The organism is Pseudonocardia nematodicida, from assembly GCF_040105385.1.
GTDB classification, from domain to species: domain Bacteria; phylum Actinomycetota; class Actinomycetes; order Mycobacteriales; family Pseudonocardiaceae; genus Pseudonocardia; species Pseudonocardia nematodicida.
The window spans coordinates 325,964-340,661 of record NZ_JBEDNQ010000004.1; the positions used below are offsets into that span (position 1 = coordinate 325,964).

The 14,698-nt window shown below is 73.9% G+C and carries 10 protein-coding genes; 4 read left to right on the forward strand and 6 right to left on the reverse strand.

Annotated features, from left to right (window positions below; genetic code table 11):
• Positions 1 to 46 precede the first annotated feature (46 nt).
• Both WIS52_RS11955 and WIS52_RS11960 read left to right on the forward strand, forming a co-directional pair.
• Positions 47 to 1,447: an FAD-binding oxidoreductase gene (locus tag WIS52_RS11955; protein WP_349298251.1), complete on the forward strand. Its 1,401-nt coding sequence runs from the start codon at positions 47 to 49 to the stop codon at positions 1,445 to 1,447.
• A 19-nt stretch (positions 1,448 to 1,466) separates the two neighbouring features.
• Positions 1,467 to 2,222, forward strand: a complete 756-nt coding sequence (locus tag WIS52_RS11960) for a decaprenylphospho-beta-D-erythro-pentofuranosid-2-ulose 2-reductase (protein ID WP_349298252.1) — start codon at positions 1,467 to 1,469, stop codon at positions 2,220 to 2,222.
• A 191-nt stretch (positions 2,223 to 2,413) separates the two neighbouring features.
• On the opposite strand, the gene WIS52_RS11965 is transcribed toward WIS52_RS11960, so the two are convergent.
• The 3 genes from WIS52_RS11965 to WIS52_RS11975 form a co-directional block, all read right to left on the reverse strand.
• Positions 2,414 to 3,064 (reverse strand): nitroreductase family protein, encoded by a 651-nt coding sequence (locus tag WIS52_RS11965; protein WP_349298253.1) that lies wholly within the window; start codon positions 3,062 to 3,064, stop codon positions 2,414 to 2,416.
• A 115-nt stretch (positions 3,065 to 3,179) separates the two neighbouring features.
• Positions 3,180 to 3,854: a class I SAM-dependent methyltransferase gene (locus tag WIS52_RS11970; protein ID WP_349298254.1), complete on the reverse strand. Its 675-nt coding sequence runs from the start codon at positions 3,852 to 3,854 to the stop codon at positions 3,180 to 3,182.
• A 53-nt stretch (positions 3,855 to 3,907) separates the two neighbouring features.
• Entirely contained in the window at positions 3,908 to 6,751 is a 2,844-nt protein-coding gene (locus WIS52_RS11975; protein ID WP_349298255.1) for an acyltransferase family protein, read from the reverse strand.
• 194 nt (positions 6,752 to 6,945) lie between these two features.
• On the opposite strand from WIS52_RS11975, the gene WIS52_RS11980 reads away from it, so the two are divergent.
• Together WIS52_RS11980 and WIS52_RS11985 are read left to right on the forward strand one after the other, a co-directional pair.
• The gene (locus WIS52_RS11980; RefSeq protein WP_349298256.1) at positions 6,946 to 10,170 is read left to right on the forward strand and encodes an arabinosyltransferase domain-containing protein; all 3,225 of its coding nucleotides are present in this window, start codon (positions 6,946 to 6,948) and stop codon (positions 10,168 to 10,170) included.
• Positions 10,171 to 10,236: 66 nt separating this feature from the next.
• Entirely contained in the window at positions 10,237 to 12,123 is a 1,887-nt protein-coding gene (locus WIS52_RS11985; protein ID WP_349298257.1) for a glycosyltransferase, read from the forward strand.
• A gap of 90 nt (positions 12,124 to 12,213) precedes the next feature.
• On the opposite strand, the gene WIS52_RS11990 is transcribed toward WIS52_RS11985, so the two are convergent.
• The 3 genes from WIS52_RS11990 to WIS52_RS12000 all read right to left on the reverse strand — a co-directional run bounded on the left by WIS52_RS11990 (position 12,214) and on the right by WIS52_RS12000 (position 14,673).
• Positions 12,214 to 12,885 carry a hypothetical protein gene (locus tag WIS52_RS11990; protein ID WP_349298258.1) on the reverse strand — a complete coding sequence of 224 codons (672 nt, stop codon included), beginning with the start codon at positions 12,883 to 12,885 and terminating at the stop codon, positions 12,214 to 12,216.
• 68 nt (positions 12,886 to 12,953) lie between these two features.
• Positions 12,954 to 13,769 (reverse strand): hypothetical protein, encoded by an 816-nt coding sequence (locus tag WIS52_RS11995; RefSeq protein ID WP_349298259.1) that lies wholly within the window; start codon positions 13,767 to 13,769, stop codon positions 12,954 to 12,956.
• Positions 13,759 to 14,673, reverse strand: coding sequence for a HipA domain-containing protein (locus WIS52_RS12000; RefSeq protein ID WP_349298260.1), 915 nt, complete (start codon positions 14,671 to 14,673; stop codon positions 13,759 to 13,761). The genes WIS52_RS11995 and WIS52_RS12000 overlap by 11 nt, the downstream gene beginning before the upstream one ends.
• Between the last annotated feature and the right edge of the window lie 25 nt (positions 14,674 to 14,698).

Consider the following 14,698-nt stretch of genomic DNA (forward strand, 5'->3'; position numbering starts at 1 on the left):
CAACCACTCACGAGTGCGCAACGCCCCCTCGGTAGCCTGAGCCACGATGTCGGACACCACCGCCCCCACCAGCAGCATCAGGACCGGGTCGCCGCCGCGCCGGGTCGAGTCCCTGCACGGCTGGGGACGGACCGCACCCACGCTCGCGCAGGTCGTCACCCCCCAGGGCGTCGAGGACGTCGCCGAGGCGGTGCGCACCGCGAGCGAGCGCGGGATCATCGCCCGCGGCCTCGGCCGCTCCTACGGCGACCCCGCGCAGAACGCCGGCGGCGCCGTCCTGGAGATGCCCGCGCTCAACCGGATCCACGCGATCGACCCGGACACCGGCGTCGCGGACGTCGATGCGGGGGTGAGTCTCGACCAGCTCATGCGCGCCGCACTGCCGCTGGGCCTGTGGGTCCCGGTGCTGCCCGGCACCCGCCAGGTCACGATCGGCGGCGCGATCGGCGCCGACGTGCACGGCAAGAACCACCACACCAAGGGCAGCTTCGGCAACCACGTCACCTGGCTGCAGCTCGTCCTGGCGGACGGGTCGGTCACCGAGCTCACCCCCGGCGACGACCTCTTCTGGGCCACCGTCGGCGGCATGGGCCTGACCGGCGTGATCGTCCGCGCGAAGGTGCAGCTGCACCGGACCGAGTCGGCGTACTTCGTCGTCGACACCGACCGGACCGACGACCTGGACGGCCTGCTGGAGCTGCTCACCGACGGCTCCGACGACACCTACGGCTACTCCGCGGCCTGGTTCGACACCACCTCGACCGGCGCCAGGACGGGCCGCTCGGTGCTCACCCGTGGCTCGCTCGCGACCGTCGACCAGCTCCCGGCAAAGCTGAAGGCCGACCCGCTGAAGTTCGACGCGCCGCAGCTGCTGACCTTCCCGGACGTCTTCCCGAACGGGCTGGCCAACAAGCTCTCGCTCACCGCGTTCTCCGAGCTGTGGTTCCGCAAGGCCCCGCGACGCCAGCGCGGCTCGGTGCAGAACATCACCGCCTTCTACCAGGTGCTCGACCTGTTCGGTGAGTGGAACCGGATCTTCGGGTCGAAGGGGTTCCTGCAGTACCAGTTCGTCGTCCCGACGGGCGAGGAGGCGGCGCTGCGCCGGATCGTCGAGAAGATCTCGCGGTCGCCGCACAAGTCCGGGCTGAACGTGTTCAAGCGCTTCGGCGAGGGCAACGCCGCCCCGCTGTCGTTCCCCACCCAGGGCTGGACGATCACGGTCGACTTCCCGATCGCGCCCGGGCTGTCCCGGTTCTGCGCCGAGCTCGACGAGATGGTGCTCGCCGCCGGCGGCCGGCTCTACCTGGCCAAGGAGTCCCGGACGTCGCCGGAGAGCTTCGCCGCCGGCTACCCGCGGTTCGACGAGTGGAAGGCGACCCGCGACGCCGCCGACCCGACCGGCGTCTTCGCCTCCGACATGTCCCGGCGCCTGCGCCTGACCCTGTAGACCTGGAGTTCTCCCCACCATGATCGACGCAGTCGGCAACCCGCAGAGCATCCTCCTCCTGGGCGGGACCTCCGAGATCGGCCTGGCCACCGTCCGTGCCTTCGCCGCGGACCGCCCGATGCGGGTCGTGCTCGCCGCCCGCCCCGGCCCGCGCCTGGATGCCGCCCGCACCGAACTGGAGGGTCTCGGCTGCGGCGTCGAGACCGTCGAGTTCGACGCCATGAAGATCGACACGCACGCCGAGGTCGTGAAGAAGGCCTTCGCCGGCGGGGACGTCGACGTCGCGATCGTCGCGTTCGGGCTGCTCGGCGACAACGAGAAGGGCTGGACCGACGTCGACCACGCCGTCGAGCTGGCCCAGGTCAACTACACCGCGACGGTGTCCACCGGCGTCGCGCTGGCCGAGCGCTTCCGCGAGCAGGGCCACGGCTCGATCGTGGCGATCTCCTCGGTCGCCGGCGAGCGGGCCCGGCGGTCGAACTTCGTCTACGGCTCCACCAAGGCCGGGATGGACGCGTTCTACACCGGCCTCACCGAGGCGCTGCGGCCGAGCGGGGTCGGGGTCACGATCGTCCGGCCGGGCTTCGTGCGCACGAAGATGACCGAAGGCCTGGACGCCGCGCCACTGGCGACCACCCCGGAGGCGGTCGCCGACGTGATCACCGACGCGGTGCGCAACCGCAAGGAGCTCGTCTGGGCCCCCGCCCCGATGCGCTTCGTGATGAGCGCACTGCGCCACGTCCCCCGCCCGATCTTCCGCAAGCTCCCCATCTGACCCTCCCGGCCCCCCACTCATGACGCTTTAGTTCGGCCATACCGAACTGAAGCGTCATGAGTGGGGCGGCCGGAGGCCGGGCAGCCGGAGGCCGGGCAGCCGGAGGCCGGGCAGCCGGAGGCCGGGCAGCCGGAGGCCGGGCAGCCGGAGGCCGGGCAGCCGGAGCCCGGAGGGCGAGGGCCGGGCCGTGGTCACCAGGTGTCGACGTGCAGGACCTCGTCGAGGGGCTGGCGCTTGGCCGGCTTGAAGGTCTCACCGGTGTAGTAGGCCACCGGCAGCAGGACGCCGTGCCGGACGTCGTCGGGGATACCGAGCAGCGCGGAGATCTCCTTCTCGTACTGCAGGTGCAGGGTGGTCCACGCACTGCCCAGGCCGCGGGCGCGCAGCGCGAGCTGCAGGCTCCACGCGGCCGGGAGCAGTGACCCCCACAACCCGGCCTGGTTCGACGCGGGCAGCTCGGCCGACGCCTTCAGCGCTCCGATGATCAGCACCGGGACGTCGGCCATGTGCTCCGCGAGGTAGGACGCGCTGTCGGCGACGCGGTTCTGGGTGGCGTCCCGGTCGGCGTCGCCCCAGGTCCGGTTGGCCGGGTAGGCGTCCGAGTTGCGGTAGGCGGTGAACACCTCGCGGTAGTAGTCGCCGATCACCTTCCGCTTCCCGGGGTCGGTGACGACGATCCAGTGCCACCCCTGCCGGTTCGACCCGCTCGGCGCCTGCAGCGCCACCTCCAGGCTCTCCCGGATCAGCGGCATCGGCACGGGCCGATCCAGGTCCAGGCGCTTGCGGACGGATCGGGTCGTGGTCAGCAGCTCGTCGGGCCCCAGTGCCAGCACATCGGTCATACCGGCGATCCTGCCTCCCCGACCGGCTCGACGCGCGCACGACCGACGCGAACACGCGCCGGATCGGGAGCGCGTTCTCGCATCCGGCGCGCGTGTCCGCAGATCGTGCGTGGGGTCAGGGGCGGCGGGCGATCAGGACGGCGCGCTCGCCTGCCCCGACCTCCAGGGTCATCCGGCCGGAGGAACGCTGGGCCCGGGCCGGGGCGGTGCGCGGGTCGAGCCGCGTGGGGATACCGCCGTACGGGCCGGCGGTGAGCCCGTCCGACCCCTCCCGGACGATCTCGAACCCGCGCTCGACGAGGATCTCCCGGATCCGGACGTGCCCCCGGGGCACGCGCGGCGGCAACCACCGGGCGCCGGCGAGATCTCGGCCGCGACCCTCCGCATCCGCGGCCACGACGAGCGCGCAGCCCCCCGGCTCCAGCGCGCGGAACCAGCCGCCCGGGCCGGTGTCGCCGTCGAGGCCGGCGTCCGGCAGCCGGTCCAGCACCTCGACGGCGGTGAGCGAGGCGACCGGACCGGGCAGCTCGTCGATCGCGTGGTGCACCGGGCAGCCGGGCGCACCCTCCCGCATCGCCGCGGCCTCGGCGTCGGATCCGGCGAGTCCCGCCGCCGGACCCAGCCGGGCGAGACCGGCGAGCATCGCGCCGCCGGTACCCGCGACGTCCAGGTAGGGCCCCCGGCCGACCATGTTGTGGACCAGGCGCAGGAACCAGTGCAGGGCCGCGCGCTCCGGCGCGACGGGTGCGGGGCCCGGCAGGTCGGAACCGGGCGGGGTGGTGGGGATCATCGATCCCCATCCTTCCCGACCGCCCCGGGACGAGGGCGGCCCGGGCCCGGTGCTCAGGCTCCGTGCGCGGGCCGCTTCCGGCGGCGCCGGGCCGCTGCCGCCGAGGCGGCGACGATCGGGGTGGCGGCGCTGCCGTGCGCGTCGTCGCGCCGGCGGGCGGCCCGGCCGCAGTGCTCGACCCCGGTGCGGGTGCCCGGCAGCGCGGCCGCCGAGCGCAGCGCGCGCGGCGCGGGCACGACGCCGCCGCGACCGTCGCCCTCCCCCGCGAGCTCGCGCGCGGCGACCTGCAGCTCGCGCAGCCGCTCGATCCGGTGGGCTCCGGTCGACACGCCGGGACCGTCGACGAGCACGTCGTCGCCGAACCGCCGGTCGCGCAGCAGCGCGGTGGCCACCAGGTCGGCGCACAGCCCCTGGTCGGCGCGGTCCCCCGACCCGGCCGCGCGGGCCACGGCCAGCCGGCGCAGGATCCGGCGGGTCGTGTCGTCCGGGACGCCGTCCAGATCGATGTCGAGGCCGGTCTCCGCCGCGGCCGGGGCCGCGGGCTCCTCGACGTGCCGCGGGGTCCGGACCGGCGACGTCGGCAGCGGGAGGACCGGCACGATCTCCGGCTCGGCCGGCTGCGGCTCGCTCGCCGGGGGGTTCGGCTCGGGCTCGGCGACCGGACCGGCAGGCGCGACGCCGCCCGGGGCGGGTTCCGCGGCACCGCCCCGGCCGGGCTCGGCGGCACCGCCGGGGACGGACCCGGTCACCACCGGGACGACGGCGGCCGGCCCGGCCCCGGTCACGGCGGGCGTCGGTCGCGGCTCGGTCACGGCGGGAGCCGGCCGGGCACCGGGCACGACCGGAGCCGTCCGGGCCGGTACGGCGGGAACCGGGACGGGCTCGGCGACGACCGGCGCGTCGGGTACGGACCGGGCGGTGACCGGAGCGACGCGCACGGGCTCGCCGGCGACCGGCGCGGCCGGGGCGGGCCCGGCGGCGACAGGTGCCACCGGCACGGGCGCGGGAGCGATCGGAGCGACGGGGACGGCCTCGGCGACGACCGGGGCGGCGGGCTCGAACCATCCGGCCGGAGCAGGGTCGGCCACCAGCGAGGGGTCCGGTGCCCACCCGGACACGACCGGCCAGGCGGCGTTCTCCGCCACGACCTGCACCTCCGCCGGCGCGTGCGGAGCCGCGACCACCCCGTCCGGCGCGTGCGGGGCCGCGACCACCCCGTCCGGCACCTGCTGGGCCGGCACCGGGCCCGCCGGCGCCCACCCGGACGCGACCGGCGACGGAACCGCCGTGGCCGCGCCGGCGACCCCGACCGGAGCCGGCTCGGCGTCGACCGGGTCCGCCCCGGCCGGCACGACGTCCCGCGCCGGCTCGGTGCGGCCCCCCGGCCCGCGGCCGGCCTGGACCGGAAGAGCCTCCGGCACCGGCTCGTCGTCGATCCGCGGCAGCACGGCCGTCTCCGGGTCGACCCGGGCGTCGTCCGTCGTGACGGGCCGCCGGACGCACCCGTCCACAGAGCTGTCCACAGCGGTGTGTTCCCGGGTCACGGCGACCGGCAGCGCCGACGTCACGGGATCCTGCCGCGCCGCCTCGGTGTCGACGTACGCCGGAGGGGCGGTCTCGACCTGCGCCGGAGCAGCAGTGGGACGGGCCGGCGCCGCGGCGGCGCGGGAGGGCAGGCCACGCATCCAGCGACGGGCGGGCTGTTCGACGAGGGTGTAGAGCAGGTGTGCCACGGGCAGGGTCCCCACGAAGACGGTGAGCGCGATCAGGTGCCCGGTCTCCCCGCCAGCGGGGAGGACACCGGAGTCGCTCAGGAGCCAGAAGATCTCGAACATCGGGATGTGGACGAGGTAGAGCGCGTACGAGATGCGCCCGCCGTGCACGACGGAGGGTCGGGTGAGCAGGTGGTGCACCGGTCCGCGGTCGGCGAGCGCGAGCGCGCCGATCAGGACCGGGAAGAGCAGCACGGCGAGCCCGTGCAGTCCCCCGCCGTGCACGCCGCCGGCCAGCAGGACGAACGGCACGGCCGCGGCGGCCACCGTGGCGGTCGACGACGCGGCTGCCCGGACGCGCTCGGTCTCGCGCATCCGGCGCACCGCGAGCATCGCCAGCACGCCCGCGGAGAACCCGCACAGGATCCGGACCAGCCAGCTGTACGGGTAGTACGGCGACCCGACGACGACGAACGCCGCCGCGATCGGGGTCAGGCACAGCAGGGAGCCGGCCGCCAGCACCACCGCGGGGAGCCGGCGCAGCCGGAAGAAGACCACCGCGAGCAGCGGGAACAACAGGTACGCCAGCCACTCGGCGCTGACCGACCAGGTCGGGCCGACCCAGGACGCGCCGTCGAGGTACGGCTGGGTCCACATCTGGACCAGGAACACCTGCTCGAGCCAGGCGCCGACGCTCAGCTCCGGCTGGACCGCCTGGTAGGCGATCTCGTCGCCCGAGCCGAACAGCGCGCGGGCGACCAGCCACACCCCGAACAGGTGGAACACGACCGCGTAGGCCGGCCACATCCGCGCCACCCGGGCCCACACGAACTCACCGGCGTCGCGGGCCCGCAACCGCGGACCGAGCTGCTCGAGGTAGGTCCAGGCGATGACGAATCCGCTCAGCACGAAGAACAGGTCGACCCCGAGTGCACCCTCCGTGACCAGCGGGCCGAGCCAGTCGCTGACCACCGCGACCCCGGCCAGCGGGGTGAAGTGGAAATGGAACGCGACCACCCACAGCGCGGCGAGCAGCCGCAGCCCGGTCAGCGCGTGCACCTCGCCGCGCCCCGCCGGGGACCCGCCGCCCGGACGTCCGCCCCGGTCGAGGGTGGTACGGGCGACACCCGGCCCGGCCGCGACGGCGGGCTCGGACGCGGGGCGCTCGGAAGTGCGGATGCTCACGTGAGGGGCCAACGAGAGGTCCCGATCACCGTCACCGGTGACACCCGAAGTGAGCCCGAATGTCGCATCCGGTGACACACAGTGATCACCGTCGGTAGAGCCGGGACTTGAGGCCCCGGCCGGGCGAAACCCGGCGCGGCAACACCCGCGGGGCCGTCGGGAACGATCCCGAAGGCCTGTCTAGCCTCGGCGGCGTGTTGACCGCAGACTCGGAGCTCGACCATCGGCGGGGGACCCCCGCCGAGCGTCTCGGCTCCCGCCGCGCGGACCGGTGGGTCGCCGCCTGCCTCGGCCTGATCTCCGCGGTGCTGGCGCTGGCCGTGCCGTTCCTGCCGGTCGAGCAGACCACCGCGACGGTCACCTGGCCGAACGCCGAGACCGGCCCGGCGCCGCTCGACGCACCGCTGGTCGCCTACCGCCCCGAGTCACTGCAGGTCTCGATCGACGACACGGCGATCCGCAGCCTCGACGACCGGACACCCGGCCCCGCGACCGTCCTGACCACGGTGCCGCAACAGGCGGACTACGGCGAGACCGTCGGGATGCGGATCGGCGTCGACGGCGGCCTGCTCACGATCGACAACCGCGGGCAGCGCATCGTCGACGAGCCGCTGGGCTCGGGAGGCACGCTCGACGTGACCTCGACGGGCGGGTCCACCACCGTGACCCTGGACGGGCGGACGCTGTACGAGCAGGACGGCGACGTCCGCCCGCAGATCGTCGGCGTCTACTCCGACCTCGACGCCCGGACCGACCCGATGGGCGCGACCTCGGTCTCGTTCGACGCCGACAACCGCTACGACAGCTCCGCGGGCTGGCTCAAGACGACCGCCGGGGTCCTCGCCGTCCTGACCCTGGCCGGCTGCCTGTTCTACCTACGCCGGCTCGACGAGCGCGACGGCCGCCGGATCGTGCACGGCCGCCGGCTGTCCGGAGCGCTGCGCGGCCGGGACACCGTGCGCGACGCCGTCGTCGTCGGCGTCCTCGCGGTGTGGGCCGTGATCGGCTCGATGACCTCGGACGACGGCTACATCCTGGCCATCTCCCGGGGCAACGACGCGGCCGGCTACATCGGCAACTACTACCGCTGGTTCAACTCCCCCGAGGCACCGTTCGGCTGGTTCTACCAGCTCTACTCGCTGTGGAGCGGGGTCTCCGAGGCGGTGCTGTGGCTGCGCCTGCCCGCGCTGGCGATGGGTATCGCGTCCTGGTTCCTGATCAGCCGGGTGCTGCTGCCCCGGCTCGGCACCCGGGTCCGCCGCAGCCGCTCCGCCGGCTGGGCGGCGGCCGGGGTGTTCCTGTGCTTCTGGCTGCCGTTCGACAACGGCCTGCGCCCGGAGAGCGTCGTCGTGATCGCGGCGCTGCTGTCGTTCGTGCTGCTGGAACGCGCGCTGGCCGTCCGCCGGCTGACCCCGGTCGCCGGGGCGCTGATCGCGGGCGCGTTCGCCGTCGCCGCCACCCCGACCGGGCTGATCGCGCTCGCCCCGTTCCTGGCCGCGGCGCGCCCGCTGCTGCGGCTGTTCACCGAACGGGCCCGCGTCGCCGGCTGGGTCCCGACGCTGGCGCCGCTGCTCGCCGCCGGGCTCGTCGTGCTGGTCGCGGTGTTCGGCGACCAGACCTGGGCGACCATCTCCGAGGCGACCCGGGTCCGCACCGAGCTCGGCCCGAACCTGCCCTGGTACCAGGAGATCTACCGGTACGAGCTACTGTTCACCGACTCCCGGGACGGCTCCCTTCAGCGGCGCTTCCCGGTGCTGCTGCTCCTGACGTGCCTCGCGGTCGCGGCCATGGTGCTGCTGCGCCGCGGACGGATCCCCGGCGCGGCGCTCGGGTTCTCCCGGCGGCTGCTCGGCAGCACCGTGCTGTCGTTCGCGGTGCTGGCGCTGACCCCGACCAAGTGGACCCACCACTTCGGCGCCTTCGCCGCGCTCGGCGCCGGCGTCGCCGCGCTGGCCGCGCTCGCCACCAGCACCGGTGTACTGCGCTCCCGCCGCAACCAGGCGCTGTTCCTGTCCGCCGTGCTCGCGGTGACCGCGCTCGCGTTCACCGGGCCGAACACCTGGTGGTACGTCTCGAACTGGGGCGTCCCGTGGTTCGACAAGGCGCCGTCGGTCAACGGGTTCGCGGCGACGTCACTGCTGCTCGGGCTCGCGGCGGTCTCGCTGGTCGTCGGGCTCGTCGAGCATCTGCGGACACCGGACGTCCCCCGCCCGGTGGTCGCCGGTGCGTCGACGGGCGGGTCGCGACGGCGGCGGATCGGCCAGGCCCAGGCCGTCCGGCTCGGTTCCGCCCCGGTCGCGCTGATCTGCGCGTTCATGGTGCTGTTCCAGGTCGCCTCGCTGGCCAAGGGCCTGGAGAAACAGGTGGGCTCCTACTCGCTGGGCGCCGACATCATCACCGACCCGACCGGGTCGCGGTGCGGTCTCGCCGGACGCCTGCTGGTCGAGACCGACCCGGCCGCCGGCGTGCTGCGCCCCGCTGCGCCCGGCCCGCTGGACCAGCCCCCGCTGGTCGAGGGCTTCCGGCCGGACGGGCTGCCGCCGACCGGCCCCGGCTCGCTGCGCGACCGCGACGGCACCGGTGACGAGCTGCCCGGTGTGCGCGGCACCGGCCCGCAGGGTGGCCCGGTCCTCGGCAGCTGGTCGGGCGACCCGGACCACACGGGCGAGTACCGCTCCGGCTGGTACGCACTGCCCGAGGCCGCCCGCACCGGCGAGGCGCCGCTGGTGCTCGGCGTCGCCGGCGCGATCGGTGGCGGCAACACACTGACCCTGGAGTTCGCCGACGGCGGCCGGGTCGTCGAGCAGGTCGTCCCGGACGGCAACGCGGGCACCGTGACCAGTACCGCGGACCCGGCCGGGACGGCCGCCGGTGGCCGGGCCTGGCGGGATGTCCGGCTGGACCTCAGCGGCACGCCGGCGGCCGAGGCCGACCGGGTGCGCGTCGTCGCGACCGACGGTGCGATCGGGCCGAACGCCTGGATCGCCGTCGCACAGCCGCGGGTTCCGCAGCTGACCCCGCTGACCGAGGTCGTGGCGGGCCGGCCGGGCTACCTGGACTGGCCGACCGCGTTCGTCCACCCGTGTCTGCGCCGCTTCGATGTGAACGCCGGGATCGCCGACGTGCCGGCGTTCCGGCTGCTGGCCGACACCCAGCAGCGCTCGGTCGGCGACGAGTGGGGCTCGGCCTCCGGTGGCGGCCCGCTGGGCTGGACCGACATGGTCGCCGCCGAGCGGGTGCTGCCGACCTACCTGCCGGGTGAGTGGGACTTCGACTGGGGCCAGTTCCGGATCTACGAGCCGTATGTCCCGAATGCCGTTCCCGCGCCGGTGCAACGGGATCAGCGCACCATGTGGGGGTGGCAACAGGTGGGTGAGATCGGTGCCGCACCGGGTGACCCGGGTCCACTCCCGGGCTGAGGTGACGGCAGACTCGATCCCGACCTGTACGACACACGTTCCACGACGAGAGGCACTCGGAGAGAGATGCTGGACACGGCCCGGTCCACCCACGGCGAGACCGAGACCCGCGCCGGTGATCCCCGGCCGGGACGCCTGATCGTCCAACGTGGACCGTTCACGGGTCCGACCGCACTCGTCCCCGAGGACCTCTACGCGGAGGTGCTCAGGGGCGCGGCGCGACGCGAGCGGAACCGGCTGGAGCTGACCCCGGCCACCCACGTCGTCACCAACACCTACTGGGGCCGGCTGCACGCCACGTACTGGCAGCGTTGGACCGCGGTGTCCGACGTCCGGGTGGACCTGGCCGCGAGCGGTCGCGGCCGGGTGTGGCTGATGGCCTCGGACACCAACAAGGTGGCCCGCGCGGTGGACACCGCGGAGGTCGCCGGGCCCGGCCCGGTGACACTGACCGGTGCGATCGACCGGTTCCTCGACGGCGGCGGGATGTGGCTGGAGTTCGCCACCGACACCGGCGAGCTGACCGTGTCCGACGTCGAGTGGTCGGTCGTCGTACCGCGTCCGCCCCGCCCCACCTCGATCACGATCTGCACCTTCAACCGGGTCTCCGACTGCCTGAACACCCTGCAGGCGCTGCTCGACGACCCGGTGGCACTGGACCGGGTCGAGCTCGTGCGGGTGGTCGACCAGGGCAGCGACCCGCTGGAGTCCCGGGACCGGTTCGCGACGATCACCGAGGCGTTCGGCGACCGGCTGGCCTACGTGCGCCAGCCCAACCTCGGCGGCGCGGGCGGGTTCACCCGCGGGCTCTACGAGGCGACCGCCGGGGACCCGGCCGACGACCACGACGTCCTGCTGATGGACGACGACGTGCTGCTCGACCCGGAGATCGTCGTCCGACTGACCGGGTTCGCCGCCTGCACCGAGCGGCCGACGATCGTCGGCGGCCAGATGCTCAACCTGCTGCACCCCGGGCACGTGCACATCACCGCCGAGTACGCCGAGCCGGAGCGGCTGCGGGTCGGCAAGCCGGTGCCCGGCGCCCTCGAGGAGGGCTACCTGCTCGGCCGCGACGAGCGGCAGCTGCCGATGGTCCAGGAGCGCCGCGTCGACACCGAGTACAACGGCTGGTGGTCCTGCCTGATCCCGGCGCCGATCGTGCGCGCGATCGGCTACCCGCTGCCGCTGTTCTTCCAGTGGGACGACGTCGAGTTCGGCTACCGCGCCCGCGAGCACGGATTCCCGACCGTCTCCCTCCCCGGCGCCGGCGTGTGGCACGCCGACTTCGGCTGGAAGGACTGGGACGAGTGGCACCGCTACTTCAACCAGCGCAACGGCCTGATCACCGCGGCGCTGCGGACCGGGTTCGACCGGCGCACCGTCACGACGACGGTGGTGGAGCTGCTGGCCCAGTACCTGGTCGCGATGCAGTACGGGCTGGCCGCGACGCTGCTGACCGCCGTCGAGGACTTCCTCCGGGGTCCGGAGATCCTCGACGACGGCTCCGCCGCCGCCGCGGCGGAGATCCGCCGGATCCGCGCGGCCTACCCCGAGACGACCCCGGTGCCGATCGCCGAGCTGGGACCGGACCCGCGGGAGAGCGTGGTGCACCTGTCCGGGGGCGAGCCGAGCCGGATGCTGCTGACCTGGCTCAAGCGCGCCGTCATGCAGGCGTCCGGACGGGTGCCGTTCCGGTCCGGGATGGTGCCCGCCGGTGAGGCGCACTGGTGGCACGTCGCGCTGTTCGAGCGGGCGATCGTGACCGACATGGCCGAGACCGGCGTCCGGATCCGGACCCGGGACCGGGAGCGGCTGCGCGAGCTCTCGAAGCGCGGAGTTCGCACGGTGCGCCGGCTGTACGCCGAGGGCCCCGGCGCCGCCCGGGCCTGGAAGGCCGCCGAGCCGCGGCTCACCGCCCGCGACACCTGGGCCAGGCTCTACGACGGAGCCTGACCGGTCCCTCGCCGGACCGCTCCGCATCGAGATGCAGACCACGGTCGCCGGCGCGTCCCGGCAACGACCCGGAGCTGCATCTCGGCGGATTCATCCGCCGGACGACGCGAGCGGGGCAGCCCGGCCGCGCGCTCCGACGGCACGCGGCCGCCGCCCGACCAGGACGGCGACCAGGACGACGATCGCCGCGACCGGCATCGGGTGCCCGAGCGCGAACGCGAGCCCGATGTCGGTGACGACGGCGACCGAACACGCCACGAACATCCACCGCGGCCCGGCCACCGGCTTCGGCCGGCGCTCGCCCCACGGCGAGCGCCCCCACGGCTTGTCGATCGAGACCCACGCCTGGAACGCGATCGCCGACGCCATCAGCGCGCTCGCGGCGACCAGCGATCCGGTCGGTGCCGCGGCCGGGTCGGCGAGCGCGTCGCCGAGCGCGGACGACAGCACGAAGATCCCGACGTAGAGCTGCACCAGGGTGATCGCGAACTTCACCGCCACCCACCAGTGGTGGAAGAACCCGAACGGGGTCGCGGCGGCGAGGACGATCCCGGTCAGCGCGGAGCCGGCCGCCAGCGGCGCGAGCAGCACGCCGTCGAGATGGTGCGCGGTGAGCAGCACGCCGTGTCGCAGCGCGGGATCGTCGGTGGTGACGGCGAGGGCGAGCGAGGCCGACAGCGACGCGGCCAGCGCCATCCAGCCGACCGACGTGAGCACGTGCAGCCAGACGGTGATACGGCGCCAGGTCCGGGTCGAGGGCATGATCCGATCCTCGCCGCGCCGGTCGAGGCGATCATCGGGTGCCGACCCCGAGCCATCCCGGGATCGGCCTACGTCCGATCACGTATCCCGAACGGCCGCGGTCGGTCTGGCCAGAGTTCCCAGCGAGGTCCGGCCATCGGCCGGTAGCCATCCGGGACCACACCGTCGAGTCGGACGAGCAACCGGAGGTGGGCCGGAGCGTCCGGGCCGTTGACGTGTTCCACCGTCAGCGTCACCGGACCGGTGTCCCCGAGCGCGGCGAGATGCTCCAGCAGGAGGTCGGGGACGAACCCGAGATCCTCGCCGCTCGGGCTGAGGATCACCTGCGCAATCGGGTTGACCGGGTTCTCGGGGTCCGTGCGAAGCCCGAGCCGGTCCCCCTGCTCGAGCGGAGGCAGGACTCCGCCCGTGACATGTCTGATTCCGTGGGCGAGGAAGCAGCAGGTGCTCGAGCCATCGGCCTCGATCGAGGGTATGGGGAACACCTGCACAGTGTCTCCGGTGCGCCGCCCCTCGGAACGGGAGAGCTGTTCCCACGGGGTGGCGTTGCTGTCCAGGTGGAGCTGCCGGAGGTACTCGGCGAAGTCCGACCGGCGAGGGCTCATGATCCGCTGCGAGAACAGCGGGAACAGCCGCTCCGAACGGTAGTCCCCGGACCACTCCGGAAAGCTCAGGAACGGCTGGAAACCCGTCACCTCCGATGCCGTGCGCAGGTACCGGAAGCGGTAACGAACCCCCGGTCCGTGGTCCAGCCGCCCCACCGGACTGATCAGACGGCTATCGGGATGCTGCCAGGCCACGATCAGGGAGCCCGAGGAGCGACCGGCTTCAGGGGCAGGCCGCACCGGGACACTCGATGGCACGGAATGGACGTCAGCCGACATCGAGCAACCTCTCCCTGTTGATCCGCAACATCTCGAGCGCGAATGTAGCGGCCGGGTCCGACAGTCCCGGGATGTCTGCGACGAGGTCGGCGACCTGTGTCATGGACACGGCCTCGAGTCTCTCCAGCCAGAGGCGCCCGGCAGGCTCGAGCTCCAGGCTCGCACGGGCGACCGCCACCAGGCTCGGGATTTCCGAACGCGTCGCCCCCGGGTCGTGTTCGAAGCGGTGGGCCCTGGCGGCCGCGGCGAATCCGCCGACCCCGTTCCGGAGCAGCGCCGTGCGCCTGCTGTCCAGGAGGTTGAAGCCCAGCGAGCTCGCGTGATCGAAGGAGGGCGCGAGGCGTAAGCGACCGGGATGCGTGGTCTCGCGCAGTACCGCCCAGTTCTGGTCGTGCCGGTCCTGGTTCCCGACCCAGGCATCGAGCACGAGGAACCCGACGAACACCGTCTCCGCATCGACACCGTGAACACCGGCCGGTGGGTCCCAGTCCCCCGCCGCCCGCAGGATCACCTCCGGACTGTGCCCGGGGCGGCCCGGAGGCCGGAGCTCGCCCTCGACGTAATCCGGATCGACCGCACCGAGCAGCACGGAGCCCAGGAGAAGGTTCCAGCCGTCCGGAGCGACGTTGCGCGAGATCGATCCGGCGCGTCCGTCCCGAGCCGCCATCTCGACGTGAGCGCAGGGGACGCCGAGGAGAGCCCCCAGCTCGGAAACGAGCTTCTCCGCCCAGTCCTCGCCCTGCCTGTTCCCGTTGGCCGGCTTGACGACCGGTTTGAACAGCCAGTCGTGCTCACGGGTGCTCTCCGGCGTTCCCGGCGGCCGGATCCACTCCTTCGCCTCCCGGCCGACCGCTTCCGGGCGTGCGGGCTCCCAGTCGGACACGTCGACGACGGAGAACCGCACGCTCGCACCGTATAGGCCGGAGGCG

Coding starts and splice junctions, on each gene's coding strand:
- WIS52_RS11955 (WP_349298251.1), top strand. CDS start 47: ATGTCGGACACCACCGCCCCCACCAGCAGCATCAGGACCGGGTCGCCG.
- WIS52_RS11965 (WP_349298253.1), bottom strand. CDS start 3,064: ATGACCGATGTGCTGGCACTGGGGCCCGACGAGCTGCTGACCACGACC.
- WIS52_RS11990 (WP_349298258.1), bottom strand. CDS start 12,885: ATGCCCTCGACCCGGACCTGGCGCCGTATCACCGTCTGGCTGCACGTG.
- WIS52_RS11960 (WP_349298252.1), top strand. CDS start 1,467: ATGATCGACGCAGTCGGCAACCCGCAGAGCATCCTCCTCCTGGGCGGG.
- WIS52_RS11970 (WP_349298254.1), bottom strand. CDS start 3,854: ATGATCCCCACCACCCCGCCCGGTTCCGACCTGCCGGGCCCCGCACCC.
- WIS52_RS11995 (WP_349298259.1), bottom strand. CDS start 13,769: ATGTCGGCTGACGTCCATTCCGTGCCATCGAGTGTCCCGGTGCGGCCT.
- WIS52_RS11985 (WP_349298257.1), top strand. CDS start 10,237: ATGCTGGACACGGCCCGGTCCACCCACGGCGAGACCGAGACCCGCGCC.